Source organism: Nocardia wallacei (genome assembly GCF_029869545.1).
GTDB classification, from domain to species: domain Bacteria; phylum Actinomycetota; class Actinomycetes; order Mycobacteriales; family Mycobacteriaceae; genus Nocardia; species Nocardia wallacei_A.
Window position 1 is genome coordinate 1 of record NZ_JARWQD010000302.1, and the last position, 23815, is coordinate 23815.

Below are 23815 nucleotides of genomic sequence, written 5' to 3' on the forward strand. Positions count from 1 at the left end.
GGGGATTCGAGGGTTGGGGTGTGCCGCCGGTGCCGGGCGAGCCGCCGCTGCTCGTGGTGGCGGAGTGTGCGCCGGAGGAGGTGGTGGCGTCGGAGTCGGGGGAGGTGGTGGCGGGCGTGGGGGGGGGCTCGGGGGCGGCCGGGGGTGGTGCGCCTGGTCCGGGTGGGAGTCCGGCGGTACCTGGTGGGGGGATGACGGGTGGGGCGGGTGGGATCGGTGTGTGTGGGCCTGCGAGGGGCGTGCCTGGGATTGGTGGTGGGGCAGGCGTGTTCGGGATCGGGGCGGGGGCCGGGGTTGCCGGGGCGCTCGGTGCCGGTGTGGGGGGAGGGGAGCCCGGGGTCGGTGAATTCGTCGGGGATGCGGGGGGATTCGAGGGTTGGGGTGTGCCGCCGGTGCCGGGCGAGCCGCCGCTGCTCGTGGTGGCGGAGTGTGCGCCGGAGGAGGTGGTGGCGTCGGAGTCGGGGGAGGTGGTGGCGGGCGTGTGGTGGTGCTCGGGAGCGACCGTCGAGATCTCCGGGAGCGGCGAATCCGGCACGGTGTGCACGGGATCGGTCCCACCCGTGGTGGATGATGTCGACGAATCCGGGCGATCCGGGGCGGGCTCGCCGGAACTCGGCCGCCCGGACTGCGGGCGCGACGTCTCCTGCCCGGCGGTATCGGCGCCGGGGACGGTCGAATTCGCCGGTGTGCGACTGCTCGGCCTGCTGGTGCGCGGACCGCCGAACAGCGAATTGGTAGTGGACGGGCTGGTCGTGGAGGTCGACGTGCCGTACACCGAGGAGGACGGATCGGTCTCCCGGCCGGTGTGGGGGAGCCCCCCGAACAGGGAAGTGCCGGTGGCGGCGGACGGTGTCGTCGGCGCACCGGCGCCGAGCGGCGAGTCGGACAGGGCGGCGGTCAGGGTCGCCGGAATGTCGGCACCCGGGAATCCCGCACTCGCCAGCAGGGTTTCGATATCCCCGGCCGCGCCGGGATCGGAGGCGGGGGACACCGCGGGCGGGAAGGCCGGAATGCGCGCGTCCTGGTCGAGCAGCGGGATGAGGTAGCGCTGCTGCATGACCTGCCGCGCGTCGTCCTGGGCCTGCTGGGCCGCCCGCGACTGGCCGTCGTAGCCGGTGGGGTCCTTGGTCTGGTCGGCGGTCACCGGAACCGGTTTCGGCACATAGGCTTTGGTCGTCACGGCGGCCAGCGCCGTATTCGCGACCGCCTGCCCGGCCTGGTCGAACAGGTCCGCCAGCTGCCCGGCCTGCGTGCCGTAGCCGACGAGCGCCTGCACCGCGGCGTCGGCGGACGCACCCGTCCAGCGGCCGTCGACGGCGGTGCGGACGGCCTGCACCATCTCGGTGGTGGAATCGCGCCACCGGTCCCGCGTCTGCTGCCAGGAGGTGACGACCTGCGCGGTGCGGTCGTCGACGGTCTGGAACGCGTCGTAGATCTGCTGGTGGGTCAGGGAATCGACATTTTCCGGATCGGTGATCCCGGGGGAGGAGGTGGTCACTGCGCGCCTCCGATGCCCGGGGCGAGCGCGCGGAACCGGGCGGCGAATTCGGCGTCGGTCTGCTCGAGCCGTTCGCGGATCGTGCGGAACAGGCCCTGGATCTGATCGGCGACCTGCCAGTGGCCCTCGAGCGCCTCGTAGGCGCTGCCGCTACCGCCGGAGCCCGCCTCGCGGAATCGCCGCACGATCGCCTGGGCCGAGGTGAGCACCGCGGCCTGTTCCCCGATGCCCCACGACTCGTGCTGGCCGACCTGCTGCATCAGCTGCTGCATGGCGCGAATGTCGGTCTTGCGCTTGTCCATCGCCTGATCGAGCGCGAGGAATGCCTGCGGGTCCACCTGGAGTGACACCCCGCCTGTCCTGGCCTGTTCGATCAGCGGGCCGAAGAGCTGCCGACCACTGTCATCTACCATGCTGCCCCCGTTGCAACGCGTGCGTATCTGTCATCGATTGGACGCATCCGGCCCCGCCGAGGTTCCCGCGCCGCCGCACATCCTCACAGCCGGGTACCAACGCTGCTGCGATCGTTCCCGCCCGGGGTACAAATGCTGCTGCGTCGTTCCCGCCCGGGGTACCAATGCTGCTGCGTCGTTCCCGCCCGGAGTGCCAATGCTGCTGCGTCGTTCCCGCCCGCTCTTTCGGGGCTGAATACGCAGATATACCAGCGAGGTTCGCGCCGCGCGCCGCATTGCGCCGACGCCGGGCCCGAACCCAAGGGAGTCGGCTGTCCGGTTGTGCTGGATCACGAGCTCCTCCCGGGCCCGAGTGTGCGGTGGGGCGATTCTGCCACACGCACGGCGCGTACGGGGGACGGACGACGGTGCTACGTGGCCCGGCTGACCGACGACATGTGGAAATCGGGAATCCGCAACGGCGGCATGGCGGTCCGGGTGAACCAGTCCTTCCACTCGCGCGGCAGGGCGATCTCGGTGGCGCCCGCCTCGGTGACCCGGCGCAGCAGGTCCAGCGGGCTCTCGTTGAAGCGGAAGTTGTTGACCGCCGCGGTGACCTCGCCGTCCTCCACCAGGTAGACGCCGTCGCGGGTGAGGCCGGTGAGCAGCAGCGTGGCCGGATCGACCTCGCGGATGTACCACAGGCAGGTGAGCAGCAGCCCGCGTTCGGTGCGCGCGATCATATCGGCGAGCGCCGCGTCCGAGCCGCCGGTCATGAGCAGGTTCTCGCCGGGAACCGTGACGGGCGCGTCGAATTCGGCGGCGGTCGCGCGCGGATAGACCAGGGATTCGACGACGCCGTCGCGCACCCAGTCGGCGCGGCGCGCGGTGAGGCCGTTGTCGAAGACCGACAGCGCCTCCGAGGATGCCGGGGTGGCGACGAACGGGCGGTATTCGAGCCCGGCCGCGCTCGGGTCGGAGTACAGCGTGAGCGGAATATCGGTGAGCCGCTCACCGATCCGGGTGCCGCCCGCGCGGGAGAACGCGGTGTGGCCCTCGTGCGCGCCGCGGCCCTCCATCGTCCACATCATGTAGATCATCAGGTCGGCGACCGCGGACGGCGGCAGCAGCGTCTCGTAGCGTCCGGCGGGCAGGTCCACCCGGCGCCGCGACCAGTCCAGGCGCCGCGACAGCTCCGAGAGCAGCGCGGGCACATCGACATCGGTGAAATCGCTGGTGCCGGTGCCGACCCACGCGCTGGCCAGCTCCGCGCCGTCGCCGCGCTTGCCGTTGATCTCCACCGATCCGGTGGGCTGCACCCAGCGGCGGCGCACCCCGGTGGAGGTGCCGAGCCAGGTGGAATGCAGCTGGTGGTGGGCGAAGCCGTACAGCCGGTCGGCGCCGTCGAATCCGGTGGCCAGATCGCGGGCCAGCCCGGCGAACACGCCGATGTCGGTGGCGGCGGGCGCCCCGTCCCAGGGCAGCCCGCGGTCCGGGCCGCCGGGTTCGACGAGATCCGGATCCAGCAGCGGCACGGCGTCTCTGGCGGGTTCGGCGGTGCGGGCGGCCTCCTCGCTGGCGCGCACCACGGCCTCGATATCGGCGGGGTCCACGCTGGTGGAGCCGACGCTGCCGACGCGTGCGGCATGCGGGCCGTCGCGGAAGATCGAGATGACCGCCCAGTCCCGCGAGATCGACGACCCGTTGGTGGTCATGGAGTTTCCGGCCCACCGCAGCGAGGTGTCGTAGGCGTCGGTGACCAGCACGATCGCCTCGTCCGCGCGCGAGATCCGCAGCGCGCGCTCGACGACCTCGGGTGAGGGCAGCACGTGGCCGCCGGGATTCTCGGTGCTCACCGGCCCGCCTCCGCACGTGTGTTGAGTATGTCGACCCCGCGGACCAGAACCGACGGGCAGCCGTGACTGACCGACGCGACCTGGCCGGGCTGGGCCTTGCCGCAGTTGAACGCGCCGCCCAGCACCCAGGTCGACGGTCCGCCGACCGCCTCCATCGCACCCCAGAAGTCGGTGGTGGTGGCCTGGTAGGCGACGTCGCGCAGCTGGCCGTCCAGGCGGCCGTTGCGGATCCGGAAGAACCGCTGCCCGGTGAACTGGAAGTTGTAGCGCTGCATATCAATTGACCAGGATTTGTCGCCGACGATGTAGATGCCGTCGTCGACGCGGGCGATGAGGTCCTCGGTCGTGGTGTCGCGCACCGGGTCCGGCTGCAGCGACACGTTCGCCATCCGCTGGATCGGCACGTGGTGCGGGGAGTCGGCGTAGGAGCAGCCGTTGGAGCGGTCCAGGCCCAGGCGCGGGGCGAAGACCCGATCGAGCTGGTAGCCCACCAGGATGCCGTCGCGGATCAGGTCCCAGCGCTGTCCCGCGACGCCCTCGTCGTCGTAGCCGACCGTCGCCAGCCCGTGCTCCTCGGTGCGGTCGCCGGTGACGTGCATGACCGGGGTGCCGTAGCGCAGCGTGCCGAGCTGGTCGGGGGTGGCGAAGGAGGTTCCGGCGTAGGCGGATTCGTAACCGATGGCGCGGTCGTACTCGGTCGCGTGCCCGATGGACTCGTGGATGGTCAGCCACAGGTTGGTCGGATCGATCACCAGGTCGGCCGGGCCCGCGGTGACGCTGGGGGCCTTCACCTTCTCGGCCAGCCACGACGGGATCCGGGCCAGCTCGTCGTCCCAGTCCCAGCGGCCGTCGGCGCCGGTGACGTACTCCCAGCCGCGCCCGGCCGGGGCGGCGACGGTGCGCATGGTCTCGAAGACCCCGGCGGCCGCGTCCACGGTGATCGCCTCGAACTGCGGGTGCAGGCGCACCCGCTGCTGGGTGATCGACGAGCCCGCGGTGTCGGCGTAGTAGGTCTGCTCCTTGACCTGCAGCACCGACGCGGTGACGTGGTCGACGCCGTCGGCGGCCGCCAGCCGCTGCGAATAGTCCTGCAGCAGTGCCACCTTCTCCGGTGTCGGCACGGCGAAGGGATCGATGTCGTAGGCCGAGACCCACTGCGCGTCGCGGTAGGCCGGTTCCGCGGCGAGTTCGACGCGTTCCCGGTTGAGCGCACGCAGGGCGGTCGCCACCTGCACCGCGCGCCGCGCCACCGCGGCGGCCGTCGCGGGGGACAGCTCGGCGTGGGAGGCGAAGCCCCAGGTGCCGTCGACGATCACGCGCACCGCGAAGCCGAGATCGGTGGTGTTGCCGATGGATTCGACCCGGCCGTCGCGCAGCCGGATCGACTGGGTGACCAGGCGGTGCACGCGCAGATCCGCGTGCGAGGCGCCGGCGGCTCGGGCCGCGGCCAGCGCGGCGTCGGCCAGCGCGGCCAGCGGCAGGGCGCGGAATTCCTCGTCCACCACCCGGGTTGGGATCGTCACGGGTGCCTACGCTAATTGGTTGCCGACCCCCTGTTCAACAGCGGCCGGTTCCGGATCCCGGAATGCCTTGCCGCCCAATGCGACACGCCGTGCAAGGTTGCATGCGATGCAAACGCGCACGAAATGCGGGATGGCACAGCGGGAAACAAACGCGCCGACACGCGGCCTGCCGGGTGTTTCGTGATCAATGCCGTACTGTCTGCCCGCGTGCCGCCATCCGCACTCCGTGACCGCAAGCGGGAACGCACCCGCCGTGCCCTCCTCGAGGCCGCCGTCGAACTGTTCGAAAGCCGTGGCTACGAGGCGACCACCGTCGCCGATATCGCCGCCGCCGCCGAGGTGGGCACGCGGACGTTCTTCAACTATTTCGAGAGCAAGGAGGAGCTGCTGTTCCCCGAGCCCGACGAACGGGTGCGCTCCGCCGTGCACGCGATCGCCACCCGGCGCCCGGACGAGCGCCCCGTCGAGGTGCTGTTACGGGCGTTACGCGCGGCGGGGGACAATCCGGGCGACCATCTCGGCGACGATCTCGCCGCCCGCATCTCGGTGCTGCGCGCCCAGGTGTCGCGCACGGTGCCCGCGGTGAGCGGGCGGGCCGCGCACGCGCAGCTGGCAGCCCAGCAGGAGATCGCCCGGCAGCTGCGCGGGGCGTTCCCGGACGAACTCGACGAGGTCGGTGCCGCCGCACTGGTGGGCGCGGTCGTCGGCGCGGTGTCGGGCGCGCTGACCGTGCTGTTCTCGGGCCGCCACGCCCTCGAGGACGGCGAGCGCCTGCATCGCAAGATCCGCGAGACCACCTCGAAGGTGCTGGCCCCCTGGCTGGCCGAGCCCGCGCCGCACGAGCCCCGCCCGATCCGGCACATGATGGCCGAGGTCCGCTGCTGACCGTCCGGCGAAAACTCGCCGCGCTCAGCCGAACTGCTGCCAGCCCAGACGGATCACCATGCCGATCACGACCACCAGCAGCACCGCGCGCACGAATCCGGCGCCGCGCGCCAGCGCCATGCGCGAGCCGATGACCGAGCCGACGATGTTGGCGGCGGCCATGGCCAGTCCGAGCGTCCAGAGGACGTGCCCGGTGGCGCCGAGAAAGATCAGCGCGCCCAGATTGGAGCCGCAGTTGATCACCTTCGCCATCGCGGCGGCGCGCACGAACTCGGTGCCCAGCAGCGTGGCGAAGGTGATGATGAGGAACGTCCCGGTGCCCGGGCCGAGCAGGCCGTCGTAGGCGCCGATCAGCCCGGCGGCCAGCGCGACCACCAGGATCGTCTTGCGCCGGGTGGGCGGATCGGTCGCCATGGTGACCCCGATCGAGGGCCGCGCGGTCACGAAGATCGCGACCCCGATCAGCACCGCCATCACGATCGGGATGAAGTACTCGCGGTCGATCAGCGCCACCGCCGCCGAGCCCGCCGCCGCGGTCACCGCGGCGATCAGCGCCCCCGGCAGCAGCAGCCGCCAGCGCATCGGCACCTTGCGCGCGAAGGTGAGCACGGCGGCGCTGGTGCCGGAGAAGGCGGCGATCTTGTTGGTGCCCAGCGCCGTCTGCGGCGCGATCGTCGGCGCCACCAGCAACAGCGTCGGCAGGATGATCAGCCCACCGCCCCCGACCACGGCATCCACCCAGCCCGCCGCGGTCGCCGCGGTGAGCAGGGCCGCCCAGTCTGCGAGATCCACCGGCCGACCCAATCAGACGTCGGATGATCGGGCAAATCGTTGGCTTCCCGCGGGACATAGGCTGGGCGGATGCGTCGATTCAGTCTGTGGCTGCGCGGCAAGCCCCTGGTGGCCGATTCGATGCTGGCGTTCGCGCTCCTGGTGGCCGATGTCGCCGCGATCGGCGACCAGCGGCACGTCGCCGAGTACCTGGTGATGTCGGTGCTGATCCCGCTGCCGCTGGTGTTCCGGCGCCGCTACCCGCGCGCCGCCGCGGCCGCGCTGCTGGCCCTGACCATCGTCAACACCGCCATCGGCTACGCCACCGACGAGATCGCCGCGCATCCGGCCGGGCTGGCCCTGGGCTTCATGCTCTACACGCTGGTCAAATACGTGGGACGCCGGGACGGCCTGATCTACCTGGTCGGGCTGGTGGCCGACGGCGGCCTGTCGATCGCGCTGCTGGACGAGCCGTTCCTGTCGACGGCGTCGTTCACGATCATGTACTACGCGCTGTGCTGGCTGGTGGCCGAATTCCTCGGCGCCCGCCACGCCTACGACGCCGAGGTCGCCGCCCGCCTGGCCGTCGCCGACTACGACCGGGAGCGCAGCGCGCACGAGGCGGTCGCGATCGAACGCACCCGCATCGCCCGCGAACTCCACGACGTGGTCGCGCACGCGGTGAGCGTGATCATCGTGCAGGCCGACGGCGCCAAGTACGCGCTGCGCCGCGACCCGGAAATCGCCGAACAGGCGCTGAACACCATCGCCGGGACCGGCCGGGAGGCGCTGCGCGAACTGCGCCGCACCGTCGCCCTGCTGCGCACCGAGCACGCCCCCGAACAACTGCCGCAGCACGGCACCGCGGGCCTGGCGAAGGTGGTGGAGATGATGCGCAACGCGGGCCTGGCGGTGGAGCTGGAGCTGACCGGCGAACTCGACGAGGTCACGCCGGAGGTGAGTCTCGGCGTGCACCGCATCGTGCAGGAGTCGCTGACCAACACCTTCCGCCACGCCGGGCCCGACCCGAAGGCGTGGGTGCGGGTGCGGCGCCGCGACGACGACGTCCTGGTCGAGGTCGACGATCTCGGTCACCAGGCCGGTACCCCGAGCGCGGCCGACCACACCGCGCGCACCGGCATCGTCGGCAGCGGACTGGGCCTGGTCGGCATGCGCGAGCGGGTGGCGGTCCTGGGCGGAACGCTGGAGGCGGGGCGCCGGGCGGAGGGCGGCTGGCGGGTCCGCGCCACCATTCCGCTCGACCGCGACGCCACGGAATGACGGCGCGCGGTGCGCTGCCGATAGATTGGGGGCGTGCCGATCACCGTTCTCGTCGTCGACGACCAGGAACTCATGCGAGCCGGGCTCAAGATGGTGCTCGGTGCCCACCCCGACGTGGAGGTGGTGGGCGAGGCCGACAACGGCGCCGCCGCGGTGACGCGGGCCCGGGAGCTGTCGCCCGACGTGGTCCTGATGGATGTGCGCATGCCGGTCGTCGACGGCGTCACCGCCACCGGTCAGATCCTCGAATCCGGATGTGGCAGCAGGGTTCTGGTGATGACCACCTTCGACGTCGACGAGCACGCCCTGGGCGCGCTGCGGGCCGGGGCGAGCGGCTTCCTGCTCAAGGACACCCCGCCGGAGGATCTCATCTCGGCCATCCGCAGCGTCGCCGGCGGGGATGCGGTGGTGTCGCCGAAGGTGACCAAGCGGCTGCTGGACCGGCTCATCGCCGACGACCCGGCCCGCATGCGCGACCCGTCGGTGCTCGACGTGCTCACCGCCCGCGAGCGCGAGGTGCTCGAGCAGATCGCGGCGGGGCGGTCCAACGCCGAGATCGCCGCCGCCCTGTTCCTGTCGGAGGCGACGGTGAAGACGCACGTGGGCCGGGTGCTGACCAAGCTGAACCTGCGCGACCGCGTGCAGGCGGTGGTGCTGGCGTACGAGACCGGGCTGGTGCGGCCGGGCGCGTGAGCGGGTTTCTCAGCAGGAACTCAGCCGCGGCCGGGAGAAAATCCGGCGTCCCGGGCGTTGGATGTGGTAGATCGTCCTCGAAAGGATCGTCATGCCTGCCCTGTTGTTCGCCCTCTACCTGGTCGTCGAGATCGCCGCGCTGGTCGTGGTCGGCCATCTGATCGGTGCCGTGCCCACGATCCTGCTGCTCATCGCCGGTTCCGGCCTGGGCCTGATCCTGGTGCGCTCGCAGGGACGCCGGGTGTTCGACCAGTTCCGCCGGGCCCGGCTCGGCGAGATCGCCCCCGGCACCGCGGTGGCCGACGGCGCCCTGGTCGCGCTCGGCGGGGTGCTGATGTTCGTGCCGGGCCTGGTCACCTCGCTGGCCGGGCTGCTTCTGCTGCTGCCGACCCGCGCGCTGCTGCGCCCGGTGGTGTCGGCGTTCGCCACCCGCCGGATCGACCGGCTGTCGATGGCCGCGGGCTATCACGGCGTGGTGGTGGAGCCGAGCGGCGATGTCGTCGACGGGGTCGTGGTGCAGGAGTACTACGACGACGGGCAGGGCAACTCCCGCCCCATGCTCGACGGCCGCTGACCGAACGGGCGATGGCACGGCCCGGTGACCGGTGAGGCACACTGGGACGTCGTGAGTACCCAGTTGCTGGTCGGCGGTCGCCTCTACAGTTCGAGTTCCCCGGATGCCACGGCGATGGCGGTGACCGACGGCACGGTGGTGTGGCTGGGGGCCGACCGGCCGGGGCGGGCGCTGTATCCCGACGCCGAAATCATCGAGCTGGACGGGGCTTTCGTCGCCCCCGCGTTCGTCGACCCGCACGTGCACGTGACCGCGCTGGGCCTGCAGCTGACCGGATTGGATCTGTCCCGGGCCACCTCGCTGACGCACTGCCTGGACCTGGTCCGCGATTACGCGCTCGCGCATCCGGGCTCGGTGCTCGGCGACGGCTGGGACGAGACCCGCTGGCCCGAGGGGCGGCCGCCGACGGTCGAGGAGATCGATGCCGCCGCCGGACCGGGCCGCGCGGTGTATCTGGTTCGGGTGGACGCGCATTCGGCGGTCGCGTCCTCCGCGCTGCTGGACGCCGTCCCCGCAGTCACCGCGGCGGCCGGGTACACCGCCGGTGAGCCGCTGCGCGCCGACGCCCACCACCTGGTGCGCGCCGCGGCGCTGCACGGCCTGGACCGCACCCAGCGCGACGCCGCCCGCCGCGCGGCCCTCGACCACGCCGCCGCGAACGGCATTGTCGCCGTACACGAATGCGCCGGTCCGCAGATCTCGGGCCGGGCGGATGTGACCGAACTGCTGGAGTTCGCGCACGGCGTGCAGGTGCGTGCGTACTGGGGTGAGGCCGTCACCTCGGCCGCGCAGGCCCGCGCGCTGATCGCGGAACTCGGCGTGCACGGCCTGGCCGGAGACCTGTTCGCGGACGGCTCGATCGGTTCCCACACCGCGCTGCTGCGCGCGCCCTACGCCGACCGGAACACCACCGGCGTCGGCTACCTGGACGCCGACGCGGTGGCCGCCCACGTGCGCGCCTGCACCGAGGCCGGGGTCCAGGCCGGATTCCACGCGATCGGCGACGGCGCGCTCGACGCTGTGGCGCAAGGCTTCTCGCGGGTCGCCGACGAACTCGGCACCCCCGCGGTCGCGGCGCGCGGGCACCGGGTGGAGCATGCCGAACTGCTCGATGCCGAGCAGATCTCCGCACTCGCCGCCTGCGGTGTGATCGCCAGTGTGCAGCCGGGATTCGACGCGGCCTGGGGCGGCCCGGACGGCATGTACGCCGCCCGCCTGGGTGCCGACCGCGCCGCCGCCCTCAATCCGTTCGCCGCCATGGCCGCCGCCGGGATCTCCCTGGCGATCGGCTCCGACGCGCCCGTCACCGCCCTGAACCCGTGGGAGGCCGTGCGCGCCGCGGCCCACCACCGCACGCCCGGCCATCAGATCTCTCCGCGCGCCGCCTTCGCCGCGGCCACCCGCGGGGCCTGGCGCGCGGGCGGGGTCCGCGACGGTGTCGCCGGAACCCTCGTCCCCGGTGCCCCCGCGTCCTACGCGATCTGGGACGCCACTGACCTCGTGGTCGCCGCCGCGTCGGACAAGGTGCAGCGCTGGTCCACCGACCCCCGCTCGCGCGTCCCCGGCCTGCCTCCACTCGACCCGGGCACCGAACTGCCCCGCTGCCTGCGCACCGTGCACCGGGGCAGTGTCATCTACGCGGCGTGAACTGCTGCCACGCGGCCGCCCCCGCGTCACCGGATACGCCGGGTGTCCGTAGCATCGACCCGGTGTTGAGCTGGGCGGCGCGAGCCGGACGGGGGCTGCCATTCCGGCATGTCGTCGCCATCCGGGCATGCTTGCGGCCGGGATCCCGCTGTGGGTTCCGGCCGGAAGCACGCCGGGATGACGGAGGGGGACTGCCGGGAGCACCTCGGCGATGACGGACGAAACCGGTTCGGCGGCGGCCGGGACTCGGGCGGACGTGCGTCCCCGCCGCTCCGGTCCGCTTCGCCGAGCGCAGGACGTGGTGCGGCGATATCCCGTGTGGTGCCGGATCTTCGGCGCGATCGCGGCCGGGCTGCTGATCTATGCCAGCTTCCCGCCGCGGACCTGCTGGTATCTCGCGCCGCCGGGGATCGCTCTGCTGACGCTGGTGGTGCGCGGAAACGGCAGGCTGCGTGGCGGTTTCGGGTACGGGCTGGTGGCGGGGCTGGCCTTCTTCGTCCCCCTGCTGCCGTGGACGGGGATCTACGTGGGCCCGGTGCCGTGGCTGGCGCTGTCGGCGGCGTGCGCGGTCTACGTCGGCCTGTTCGGGATGCTGGCACGGCTGGTGGGGGCGCTGCCCGGGTGGCCGCTGTGGGTGGCCGCGATGTGGACCCTCACCGAATGGGGGCGCTCGAATTTCCCCTTCGGCGGATTTCCGTGGGGGCGTGTGGCATTCGGGCAGGGCGACGGATGGTATCTGCCGATCGCCGTCCTCGCGGGCGCGCCCGGGGTGAGCTTCGCAGTCGCCCTCACCGCAACGGCGCTGGCGGCCTTGCTGCTTCGTCTCGGCGACCGGCGAAAGCCCAGGTGGCTGCCCGGAATTATCGTTGTCGCAACGTTTGTGGCTATCATCCCGTGTACCGGAGTGATCCTCCGGACCGCGCTGCCCGCCCCGGACGACGGCGACCGGCCGATCACGGTTGCCGCGATCCAGGGCAGCGTGCCGCGGCTCGGACTGGACTTCAACGCCCAGCGCCGCGCGGTCCTGGACAACCACGTCCGCCGCACCGAGGAGCTGGCCCGCGCCGTCGCCGCCGGACAGGCCGCGCAGCCGGATGTGGTGATCTGGCCGGAGAATTCATCGGATATCGATCCGCTGCGCAATGCCGACGCCGCCGCCGAGATCGCCGCCGCGTCCACCGCGATCCACGCGCCCATCCTGGTCGGGGCGGTGCTGGTGAACTCCGACGACACCACCACCAATTCGGTGATCGTGTGGAACGGCGACGCCGGACCGGGGGAGCGGCACGACAAGAAGATCATCCAGCCGTTCGGGGAGTACCTGCCGCTGCGCGGCTTGTTCCGGCATTTCTCGGAGTACGCCGACCGCGCAGGGTATTTCGTGCCGGGCACCGGTGACGGCGTGGTCCACGCGCAGCCCGCCGGGGGCGGGCCGCCGGTCGCCCTCGGCGTCGCCACCTGCTACGAGGTCGCCTTCGACCGCGCCTTCGAGGACTCGCTGCGCGCGGGCGCGCAACTGCTCACCGTGCCGACCAACAACGCCACCTTCGGCGACAGCGAGATGACCTACCAGCAGCTGGCCATGTCGCGCATCCGCGCCGTCGAGCACGGGCGGGCGCTGGTCGTGGCCGCCACCAGCGGAGTCAGCGCGATCATCACCGCCGACGGCGCCGTGGCGCAGCAGACCCCGAAATTCGTCCCGGCGGCGCTGGAGGCGACGCTGCCGCTGCGCGACGCGACGACACCCGCGACGCGGATGGGACCGTGGCCCGAACGAGTGTTGTGTATCCTTGCCGCGGCTGTTGTTGTGGCTGTGGCTATTCGACGGCGAACTTCGCCGCCGGGACATCCGGACGATGAGGACGCCGTCGGCGGCCGGATGCGTCACTAGCCGCGCGCGCAGTCTCCCCCGACAAGCGAACACCCGGAACACGGCAGGACCGGTGCGAGCCCCAGGCATCGGCCCGCGCCGCCGCGCATGGTTCGCCAGAACATTGCGCTATCGCTGTACCGGTTCTGCTCCGAACCGTGTTCGACCTGCGTTTTCTGTGCACAATCCTGCAAAATCACGATGTTTGCGAAGAGATTGCCGACTAAAAGTACTCTCCGCCAACGTCGTTCGAAGTTAAACATCTCGAGATCGCTACCGATCCGCCCGACCCGATGCTCCGAATCATAGGGCGTGGATCACGTCCTACGGCGGACGCGTGCGCGCGTCCGCCGCAGTGTCGTTCTCGTGGGCTCGGGGAGATGCGTCAACAGCGGCAGAACGGAGTGATTGATGAGTTCATTGGCCACGGATCGTGTCGACCAATGCTCTTCCGGCGAATTTTCAGCACAACCCTTCGCCCTGTCGCCCGCGCAGACCGCCATCTGGTACGCACAGCGGATCCGGCCGGACGTCCCGCTGACGATCGCGCAGTACGTGGAGATCCACGGCGACCTCGACGTGGGCCGGTTGCTCTACGCGATCGAGCGGTTCGGGGCGGAGGCCCAGGTCGGGCATGTGCGGCTGGTCGAGATCGACGGCATTCCGCACCAGGTGGTGGATCCCGCGCGGCGGCCGGGCTGGGCCCGGGTCGACCTGCGGCACGAGCCGGATCCGCGCGCGGCGGCGCTGCGCTGGATGAACGAGCACGCCAGCAGGCCGCTCGACCTGGAGCGCGATCCGCTGACGACCAACGTCGTGCTGCGCACCGGCGATGCCGACTACATCTGGTACTGCCGCGGTCACCACATCGTCATCGACGGCTACGGCGCGATGAACGCGCTCACCCGCACCGCGGAGATCTATACGGCACTGGAGAACCGCACCGAGCCGGTGGCCTCGCGCGCCACCCCGCTGTCGGAGCTCTACGCGGGGGAGACGAGCTACCGCGAGTCCAGCCGCTTCCGGGCCGACCGGGAATACTGGATGGAGCAGCTGTCCGGGGTCGGCGCGCCGATGAGCCTGTCCACCACCGGCCTCGCGGCCGCGCTGCCCGATCCCGGCCGCCGCATCGCCGCCGCCGTCCTCGAGCCCGCGGTCGAGGCCGATCTCGCCGGTGCCACCGGAACCTTCGACACCCAGAACTCGACGCTGTTCGTGGCGGCGCTGGCCTGCTACGTCCGCGCGGCGACCGGCAATTCCGATGTGGTGCTGAGCCTGCCGATGTCGGCGCGCACCACTGTCGCGCTGCGCCGTTCGGCCGGCGTGGTGTCCAACGTGGTGCCGATCCGGATCCGCTTCGACGACACCACCACCGTGCGCGATGTGGTGAAGGCCGCCGAACTGCAGATCACCGGCGCGCTGCGGCATCAGCGCTACCGCCACGACGACATCCGGCGCGACTGCGGCTACTCGCGCGACGCCCGCGGGTTCTTCGGGCCGATGGTCAACATCATGCTGTTCCACAGCGAGCTGAGCTTCGGTAGCCTCGCCGGCTCGCTGCATGTGCTGTCCACCGGGCCGGTCGAGGATCTGTCGATCAATCTCTACAACGGCGCGGGCAACCGCATCCACGTCGACTTCGAGGCCAATCCGCAGCTGTACTCCGAGGCCGAATTGGCCCGGCACCACGGCCGTTTCCTGCATTTCCTGGCGCAGCTGCTGGCCGCCGACCCGGACATGCCCGCCGCGGCGGTGCCGGTGATCACCGGCGCCGAGCGCGATCTGGTGCTGCGCGAATGGAATTCGACGACGGTGGCGCGGCAGGAGGGGACGCTCGCCGGACTCTTCGCCGACCGGGCCGCCGCCTGCCCGCGGGCCGTGGCGCTCGAATTCGAGGACGAGGCACTGAGTTACGGCGAGCTGCACGAGCGGGCCAACCGGCTGGCGCGGGCGCTGATCGCGCGCGGCGCCGGGCCGGACACCGTGGTGGGCCTGGCGATCCGGCGCAGTATCGATCTGCTGGTCGGCATGTACGCGATCGTGCAGGCGGGCGCCGCGTACCTGCCGATCGATCCGGATCATCCCGCCGAGCGGACCGGCCGGATCCTGGATCAGGCGCGCCCGCTGTGCGTGCTGACCGTCACCGGCACCGATCTCGCGATGCCGGAGGAGACCGAGCGGCTCGACATCGACACGCTGGACGTCTCCGGTCACGACGGTGCCGCGATCACCGACGGGGACCGCCGCGCGTCGCTGCGGCCCGAGCATCTCGCCTACGTGATCTTCACCTCCGGCTCCACCGGAAAGCCCAAGGGCGTGGGCGTTTCGCATGCCGCGATCGTCAACCGGCTGCGCTGGATGCAGCATGAGTACCCGCTCGACGACACCGATGTCGTGCTGCAGAAGACGCCCGCGACCTTCGACGTCTCGGTGTGGGAGTTCTTCTGGCCGTTGCAGATCGGCGCCCGGCTCGTGATCGCGGCCCCCGAAGGGCACAAGGATCCGGCGTACCTGGCCGCCCTGATCGCCGAGCGCGGCGTCACCACGGCCCATTTCGTGCCCTCGATGTTGTCCGTGTTCGTCACCGACAGCGATGTCCGCGGCTGCACCGGCCTGCGCCGCGTATTCTGCAGCGGCGAGGCGCTGCCCGCCGCCACGGTCCGCGATTTCCATGCGGCGCTGGGCCGCTCGGGCGCGGCGCCGGAGCTGCACAATCTGTACGGCCCCACCGAGGCCGCCGTGGACGTCACCTCCTGGCACTGCACCCCGGACCGCGACAGCGTGCCGATCGGCGCGCCGGTGTGGAATACCCGGACCTACGTGCTCGACGAGCGGTTGCGCCCCGTTCCGCCCGGCGTGGTGGGCGAACTGTATCTGGCGGGCGTGCAGCTGGCGCGCGGCTACCTCGGCCGTCCCGCGCTGAGCGCCGAGCGCTTCGTCGCCGATCCCTTCGCGTCGGACGGCGCGGGCCGCATGTATCGCACCGGCGACCTGGTCCGCTGGCGCGGCGAGGACCCGGCCGGTGTGCTGGAGTACCTGGGCCGCACCGATTTCCAGGTCAAGATCCGCGGCCTGCGCATCGAGCTGGGCGAGGTCGAGGCGGCGCTGCTGGCCGACGACCGGGTCGCCCGCGCGGTGTGCGTCGCGCACACCGCGCCCGGCGGCGATGAACTGGTCGCCTATGTGGTCGCCGCCCCCGGAGCCACCGTCGAGCCCGCGGAGGTGTTGGCCGGTGTGCGCCGCATCCTGCCCGGCTACATGGTGCCCGCGCACCTGACCGTGCTCGCCGAGCTACCACTGAGCCCCAACGGCAAGGTCGACCGCAAGGCCCTGCCCGCACCGGATTCGGGCCTGCGCCGGGCATCGCGCTCGGCCACCGGGCCGCGCACCGAGGTGGAGCGGCGACTGGCGGGCATCTTCGCCGAGGTGCTCGGCGGCAGCGATATCGGCGTCGAGGACAGCTTCTTCGACCTCGGCGGCAACTCGCTGTCCGCGGCGCGCGTGGTGGCCCGCGTCAACGCCGCCTTCGGTGCCGGGCTCACCATCCGGGACCTGTTCGAGTCGTCGACGATCGCGTCCCTGGCCGCCCGCTTCGACACCCACAACCCCGATGCGGCCTCGCCGAAACTGGTTGCCGCGCAACGCCCGGAGCGGATCCCGCTGTCGCTGGCGCAGCAGCGGCTGTGGATCCTGAACCGGTTCGCCGAACACGCCTCGTCCTACAACATGCCGCTGGCGGTCGAGCTCACCGGACCGCTGGATCTCGCCGCGCTGCGCGCCGGACTCCTCGACGTCCTGGAACGACACGAGAGCCTGCGCACCACCTTCCCGGACGCCGCCGAGGGCCCGGTGCAGGTGGTGCACCCGGCCGCGGAGATCCCGCTGACCCTCGACCCCATCGATGCCGCGGGTGCCGACGCGCTCGAGCTGGCCACCGAATACGCCCGCTACGGATTCGATCTGCGCAGCCAGGCCCCGATCCGGGTCGCGCTCTACACCACCGGTCCGGACGCGCACCTGTTTCTCGTTGTGCTGCACCACATCTGCGGCGACGGCTGGTCGGTCGCCCCGCTCGCCCGGGACCTGATGACCGCGATCGCCGCCCGCGCCGCCGGTGCCGCGCCGCACTGGCAGCCGCTGCCGGTGCAGTACGCCGACTACGTGCTGTGGCAGCGCGAACTGCTCGGCGACGAGAACGATCCCACCAGCGCGCTGTCGCGGCAGCTGGCCTACTGGCGCTCCGCGCTCGCCGACCTGCCCGATCAGCTGGACCTGCCGACCGACCGCCCGCGGCCGCAGCGGCGCACCGCCGACGGCGGGACGGTGGAGTTCACCATCCCCGCCACCACGCGGCGCGCCATCGCCGCGCTCGCCGCCGACCGGGGCGTGAGCACCTTCATGGTGCTGCACGCGGCGCTGGCCACCCTGCTGTCGCGGCTGTGCAACACCGGCGATATCGCGATCGGCACGCCGATCGCGGGCCGTTCCGATCCGGCGCTCGACGAGCTGGTCGGCATGTTCGTCAACACCCTGGTGCTGCGCACCCGGGTCGACCCCGCCGCGGGTTTCGACCGCATGCTCGACCGGGTCCGCGAGACCGACCTGGACGCCTTCGCCAACTCCGACGTGCCGTTCGAGCGGCTGGTGGAGATGGTCAACCCGGCCCGCGACGCGGGCAGGCATCCGCTGTTCCAGGTGATGCTGTCCTACGAGAACGTCCCGGAGCTGCGCATCGACCTGCCGGAGGTCAGCGCGCGGGTGCTGCCGATGGATGTCGGCGTCGCCAAATTCGACCTGCAGCTGACCGTGCACGAGACCGGCGGGCACGGGCCGGGGTCCGGCGCGGCCGGTGACGAGGGCCCGCTGACCGCCGAATTCGGCTATGCCACCGACCTTTTCGATGCCGCGACGGTGGAGGCGATGGCCAAGCGGTTCGTCCGCCTGCTGACCGCGGCGGTGGCCGCCCCCAGCGTGCCGGTCGGCGATCTGAGCATCCTCGACGCGCGCGAGACCGGCAACCTGGTGCCGATCCAGGGCGCGCCCGGCGAACCGGCGATCACGCTGGCGCGCCTGCTGAGCCAGACGGCCGAGCGGCTGCCCGACGCGGTCGCCGTGCGCTACCAGGGCCGCGACACCACTTATCGGGAACTGGACGAGACGTCGAACCGGTTGGCGCGCGTGCTGATCGAGCACGGCGCGGGGCCGGAGGTGGTCGTGGCGATCGCGCTGCCACGCGGCCTGGACTCGATCACCGCCGTGTGGGCGGTCGCCAAGACCGGTGCGGCCTACGTGCCCATCGACCCGGACTATCCGGCCGACCGCATCGCGCACATGCTCTCGGACTCCGGCGCGATGCTCGGCCTGACCGACGCGCAATGCCATGCCGCCATGCCGGATTGGCCGGTGCGCCGCGGCCGCCACCGCAAGCAGTACGTCGACTGGCTGCTGATGGGCTCGCCCGCGCTGCGCACCGCGGTCGAACAGTTCCCGGACTCCCCGGTGACCGACACCGACCGGCACCACCCGCTGCGCACCGCCCATCCGGCCTACCTCATCTACACCTCCGGTTCGACCGGCACGCCGAAGGCCGTGGTGGTCACCCACGCCGGGCTCGCCTCGCTCGCCAACGAGCAGATGCATCTGTTCGGCGTCACCGATTCCGCACGCACGCTGCACTTCTCGTCGCCGTCGTTCGACGCCTCGGTGCTGGAGCTGCTGCTGGGCTTCGCCGCCGGCGCCACCATCGTGGTCGCCCCGGCGGGCCTGTACGGCGGCGCCGAGTTGGCGCGGCTGCTGCGCGCGGAGCGGGTGACGCACGCGTTCATCACCCCCGCCGCGCTGGCCACGGTGCCGCCGGAGGGCCTCGACGACCTCGAGGCCGTGATCGTCGGCGGCGACGCCTGCCCGGAGGAGCTGCTGCAGACGTGGACGACCGGGCGCCGCATGCACAACATGTACGGCCCGTCGGAGGCCACGGTCGCGGCCACCGCGACCGGCCCGATGGCCGCCGGTCGGCCCGTGCCCATCGGCCTGCCGGTGCGCGGGATGCGGTTGTTCGTGCTCGACGGCCGCCTGCACCCGGTGCCGCCGGGCGTCCCGGGTGAGCTGTACCTGTCCGGTCCCGGCCTCGCCCGCGGCTACCTCGGCCGCCGCGGCCTGACCGCGCAGCGGTTCCCGGCCAATCCGCACGGCCGCCGCGGCGAGCGCATGTACCGCACCGGCGACCTGGTGGTGTCCGACGCCACCGGGCAGCTGCGGTTCCTCGGCCGCGCCGACGACCAGGTGAAGATCCGCGGATTCCGGATCGAGCTGCGGGAGATCGACCACGTGCTGCGAGAGCATCCCGGTGTCCGGTTCGCCCTCACCGTCGTGCACTCCGGCGAGTACGGAAACACCCGGCTCGCTTCGTATCTCACCGCCGACGGCGAGATCGATCCGGCGGCGGTGCTGGAGACCGCGCGGCAGCGGCTGCCCGCCTATATGGTGCCCGCCGCGATCACCGTGCTCGACGAGGTGCCGATCGGGCCGTCGGGCAAGCTCGACCGCAAGGCGCTGCCGGAGCCGGAGTTCGTCACCGCCGGACCGTCGCGGGCGCCGGAGTCGGAGCTGGAGCAGCGGGTCGCGCAGGTGTTCGGGGCCGTGCTCGGCCACCGGGTGCCCGGCGCCGAGGACAGCTTCTTCGACGCGGGCGGCAACTCGCTGCTCGCCACCCGGCTCACCGCCGCGCTGCATGCCGAATTCGGTGTCGACATCCCGGTGCGGGTGATCTTCGAGGCGCCGACGGTGGCCGCCGTGGCCGCCCGGGTGGCCGACGCTCCCCGGACGCGGCAGGTCGCGCTGGCCGTGCACACCCCCCGCCCCGAGCGCGTGCCGCTGTCGCTGCCGCAGCAGCGCGTGTGGTTCCTCAACCGCTACGCGCCCGAATCCAGCGCCTACAACATCGCCTTCGTGATCCGTGTCGACGGCGACCTGGACGTCGGCGCGCTGCGGGCGGCCCTGGGCGATCTGATGGTGCGGCACGAGGTGCTGCGCACGGTGTTCCCCGAGGCCGGGGTATCGGAGGGCGCGGGATCGGTCACCGCGGGCGCCTACCAGCAGGTGCTCGACGCCGACCGCTGCGTGCCGATGCTGGAGCCGATCACCACCGACGAGACGGGCGCCGGGCCGCAGCTGCGCGAACTGGCGCAGCGCGGCTTCGACCTCACCCGCGAGATCCCGCTGCGCATGACGCTGCTGCGCACCGGGCCGCGCTGCCACCTGCTGGGCATCGTGCTGCACCACATCGCCGCCGACGGCTGGTCGCTGGCACCGCTGACCCGCGACCTCGGCGTGGCCTACGCGGCGCGCCGCGGCGGGGTCGCGCCGGCCTGGTCGCCGCTGCCGGTGCAGTACGCGGATTTCAGCCTGTGGCAACGCGATTGCCTGGGCGCGGAGTCCGATCCCGACAGCCCCGCGGCCACGCAGCTGCGCTTCTGGCGGGAGACGCTGGCGGACCTGCCCGACGAGCTGCCGCTGCCCTACGACCGGCCCCGCCCGGCGCAGCCGACCCAGCGCGCCGGGGTGGTCCCGTTCGACATGCCCGACGAGTTGCAGCGCGGCCTGGAGGCGCTCGCCCGCACCCAGGGCGTGAGCCTGTTCATGGTGCTGCGGTCGACCCTGGCCGTGCTGCTGCGCATCGTCACCGGCGGCCGGGACGTGGTCATCGGCACGCCGGTCGCCGGACGTACCGACCCGCAGCTCGACGAGCTGGTCGGCATGTTCGTCAACACCCTGGCACTGCGCTCCGACGTGGACCCGGATCGCAGCTTCACCGAACAGCTGCAGGTCGACCGCGACGGCGAGCTGGCCGCCATGGCGCACGCGGAGCTGCCCTTCGACCGGATCGTGCAGGAACTGTCCCGCGGCGACGAGGCGCAGCCCGGCTCCCGCGCCCCGGCCCGCCCGCTGCTGCAGGTGGCGCTGACCGTCGAGGAGAACTCGGTCCCGCCGCTGGAACTGCCGGGGCTGCGGCTGCGCGCCGACGAACTGGATATCGCGCTGGCCAAGTTCGACCTGGAACTGCGGGTGCTGCCGGAGCGCGGCGGTAGCGGGCGCGGATTCGAATTCGTCTACGCCGCCGAGCTTTTCGACGCGGAGACGGTCCGCACGCTGGCCGATCGGCTGCTCATGGTGTGCGCCGCCGTCGCGGCCGAACCGCGCGTGCGGGTGCGCGATATCGACGCCCGCACCGAGGGGGAGCGGACGCTGCTCACCCCGGCCTACGGCGCGGTGCCGACCCCGCAGTGCAGCCTGGCGAACTACTTCACCGCCACCGCGCACCTGCATCCGGACCGCATCGCCCTGCGCTTCGGCGAGATCGAGCTGACCTACGGCGAGGTGGACCGGTACTCCAATCGCCTGGCGCGGGCGCTGGTCCGGCGCGGCCTCGGGGCCGGTGACCGGGTGGCGATGGGCCTGACCCGGTCGATCGAGTCGGTCGTGACCATGCTGGCGATCGCCAAGTCGGGCGCCGCCTTCGTGCCGGTGGACCCGAACTACCCGACCGACCGCGTGCGGCACATGCTCACCGACTCCGGCTGCTGGAGCGGCGTCACGCTCTCGGCACACCGGGACCGGCTGCGGCAGGCCGCCGTCGGCGGCTACGACACCCGATGGCTGCTGCTCGACGATCCCGACCTGATCGACGAGGTCGAGAGCCTGGACGCGGGCACCGTCACCGACGCCGACCGGGTGCGCTCGGTGTGGACCTCCGAACTGGCCTATCTGGTCTACACCTCCGGATCGACCGGCAAGCCCAAGGGCGTGGCGGTCACGCACGCCGGTCTGTCCAATTTCGCCGACGAGATCCGCGACCGCATGTGCGTCGAACGCGATTCGCGCACACTGCATTTCGCCACCCCGAGCTTCGACGCCGCGATCTTCGACCTGCTGCTGGCGGTCGGCGTGGGCGCGACCATGATCATCTGCCCGCCCGATGTCTACGGCGGCGACGAGCTCGCGGAACTGATGGACCGGGAGCGGGTCACCCACACCTTCATGACCCCCGCGGCCCTGGCCACCATCGACCACGAACGCTGGCCGCTGCCGCACCTGCGGTCGCTGGTGGTGGGCGGCGAGGCGCTGGGCGCGGAGCTGGTGGCGCGCTGGGCGCCCGACCGCATGCTGTTCAACGGGTACGGCCCGACCGAGACCACCGTGGTCATCACGATGACCGCGCCGCTCACCGTGGGCGAGCCGATCACGATCGGCACGCTGGTGCGCGGCGCCCGCGCGCTGGTGCTCGACGAGCGGCTGCGCCCGGTTCCGGTGGGGGTGCCGGGCGAGCTGTACCTGGGCGGCCAGGGGCTCGCCCGCGGCTACTTCGACCGATTCGGGCTCACCGCGGCGCGTTTCGTCGCCGACCCGTACGGTCCCGAGGGTGCGCGCATGTACCGCACCGGGGACGTGGTGCGCTGGAACGACCGCGGCGAGATCGTGTACCTGGGCCGCACCGACCATCAGGTGAAGATGCGCGGTTTCCGCATCGAGCTGGGGGAGATCAGCGAGGTGCTCACCGCACATCCGGCGATCCGGTTCGCCCACACCGAGGTTCGCGAGATCGCGGGCACCGACCGCATCGTGTCCTACGTGCAACCGGCGGGCGAGGTGGACCTCGAGCAGGTGCGCGGCCACGTCGCCGAACGCCTTCCGGCGCATATGGTTCCGGGCAGTCTCACGGTGCTCGACAGCATCCCGCTGACGCCGGTCGGCAAGCTGGACCGCGCCGCGCTGCCGCAGCCGCAGCTGCTCAGCACCGCGGCGCGCGAGCCGCAGCCCGATACCGAGCGGCTGGTGGCGCAGGTGATGGCGGAGCTGGTCGGGGCCGAGGCCGTCGGCGCCGACGACAGCTTCTTCGAGGTCGGCGGAAACTCGCTGCTGGCAACGCAACTGGTGGCCCGGCTGGCCGCCGCGACCGGTACCCGGCTGGAGGTGCGCGCCGTCTTCGCGGCGCCCACGGTGGCCGCGCTGGCGGCCCGGCTGGACAGCGGCGGCGGTCCCGACAGCACCCCGGAGCTGGTGCGCCGGGCGCGTCCGCGGCGGGTGCCGCTGTCGGCGGCGCAGCGGCGGCTGTGGTTCCTCAACCGGTTCAACGAATCCGGCGACGGTACGGCGGGCGACCGGACCGCGGGCGCCTACAACGTCCCGGTGGCGCTGCGGCTGCACGGCGCCCTCGACGTCGAGGCCCTGCGGGCGGCGCTGCATGCGATCCAGGAACGCCACGAGACGCTGCGCACGGTATTCCCCGAACTGGAGGGCGAGCCGTACCAGCGGGTCCTCGACCCCGCCGCGGCCGCCGCCGCGCTGACCGTCACCGAGGTCACCGCGGCCGAGATCGACGCCGAGGTGCGGCGCATCGCCGCCACGGGATTCGACCTGACCAAGACGGTGCCCGTGCGGGCCGCGCTGCTGCGCCTGAGCGCGGAGGACCACGTGCTGGTCCTGGTCGTGCACCACATCGCGATGGACGGCTGGTCGCTGGAGCCGCTGGCGGCCGACGTCGCCGAGGCGTACCGGGCGCACGCGGCGGGCGAGGCCCCGCGCTGGTCCGAACTGCCGGTCCAGTACGCGGATTACACGCTGTGGCAACGCGAGACATTAGGCAGCGAGGACGATCCCGATTCGACGGCGAGTCGTCAGCTCGACTACTGGCGGCGCGCGCTGGACGGCCTGCCGGAGCTGCTGGCGGTGCCCGCCGACCATCCCCGCCCGCCCGGGGCGCGCAATAGCGGCCGGACCCGGGGCAGCGCGGTAGACCCCCAGACCCCCCCCCCACAGCGCCCCGGGG

Annotated in this window: 12 protein-coding genes; 7 read left to right on the top strand and 5 right to left on the bottom strand. The window is 72.2% G+C overall.

The window, feature by feature from the left end:
• The 4 genes from QH290_RS26400 to QH290_RS26415 all read right to left on the bottom strand — a co-directional run.
• A partial coding sequence (locus QH290_RS26400) for a hypothetical protein (RefSeq protein WP_425303656.1) occupies window positions 1–1498 on the bottom strand: 1498 nt, incomplete at its 3' end.
• On the bottom strand, window positions 1495–1911 hold the full coding sequence (locus QH290_RS26405; protein ID WP_280270050.1) for a hypothetical protein: 417 nt from the start codon (window positions 1909–1911) through the stop codon (window positions 1495–1497). The genes QH290_RS26400 and QH290_RS26405, both read right to left, overlap by 4 nt.
• A gap of 410 nt (window positions 1912–2321) precedes the next feature.
• Complete coding sequence (locus QH290_RS26410) at window positions 2322–3719, bottom strand: metallopeptidase TldD-related protein (protein WP_280385842.1); 1398 nt, start codon at window positions 3717–3719, stop codon at window positions 2322–2324.
• 23 nt (window positions 3720–3742) lie between these two features.
• On the bottom strand, window positions 3743–5269 hold the full coding sequence (locus tag QH290_RS26415) for a TldD/PmbA family protein (RefSeq protein WP_280385834.1): 1527 nt from the start codon (window positions 5267–5269) through the stop codon (window positions 3743–3745).
• A 207-nt stretch (window positions 5270–5476) separates the two neighbouring features.
• Between QH290_RS26415 and QH290_RS26420 the strand changes: the two genes are divergently transcribed.
• Window positions 5477–6154 carry a TetR/AcrR family transcriptional regulator gene (locus tag QH290_RS26420; RefSeq protein ID WP_280270052.1) on the top strand — a complete coding sequence of 226 codons (678 nt, stop codon included), beginning with the start codon at window positions 5477–5479 and terminating at the stop codon, window positions 6152–6154.
• Between the two features lie 24 nt (window positions 6155–6178).
• On the opposite strand, the gene QH290_RS26425 is transcribed toward QH290_RS26420, so the two are convergent.
• The gene (locus tag QH290_RS26425; protein ID WP_280270053.1) at window positions 6179–6946 is read right to left on the bottom strand and encodes a TSUP family transporter; all 768 of its coding nucleotides are present in this window, start codon (window positions 6944–6946) and stop codon (window positions 6179–6181) included.
• Between the two features lie 69 nt (window positions 6947–7015).
• On the opposite strand from QH290_RS26425, the gene QH290_RS26430 reads away from it, so the two are divergent.
• The 6 genes from QH290_RS26430 to QH290_RS26455 form a co-directional block, all read left to right on the top strand.
• Window positions 7016–8206: a sensor histidine kinase gene (locus QH290_RS26430; protein WP_280270054.1), complete on the top strand. Its 1191-nt coding sequence runs from the start codon at window positions 7016–7018 to the stop codon at window positions 8204–8206.
• Window positions 8207–8239: 33 nt separating this feature from the next.
• The gene (locus tag QH290_RS26435) at window positions 8240–8899 is read left to right on the top strand and encodes a response regulator transcription factor (protein WP_280270055.1); all 660 of its coding nucleotides are present in this window, start codon (window positions 8240–8242) and stop codon (window positions 8897–8899) included.
• A 91-nt stretch (window positions 8900–8990) separates the two neighbouring features.
• On the top strand, window positions 8991–9473 hold the full coding sequence (locus QH290_RS26440) for an FxsA family protein (protein WP_280270056.1): 483 nt from the start codon (window positions 8991–8993) through the stop codon (window positions 9471–9473).
• A gap of 51 nt (window positions 9474–9524) precedes the next feature.
• Window positions 9525–11120: an amidohydrolase gene (locus QH290_RS26445; protein WP_280385836.1), complete on the top strand. Its 1596-nt coding sequence runs from the start codon at window positions 9525–9527 to the stop codon at window positions 11118–11120.
• A gap of 211 nt (window positions 11121–11331) precedes the next feature.
• Window positions 11332–13011, top strand: coding sequence for an apolipoprotein N-acyltransferase (lnt, locus tag QH290_RS26450; RefSeq protein ID WP_280385838.1), 1680 nt, complete (start codon window positions 11332–11334; stop codon window positions 13009–13011).
• A 390-nt stretch (window positions 13012–13401) separates the two neighbouring features.
• Window positions 13402–23815: non-ribosomal peptide synthetase (locus QH290_RS26455; RefSeq protein ID WP_280385840.1), on the top strand; the 10414-nt coding region annotated here is incomplete at its 3' end.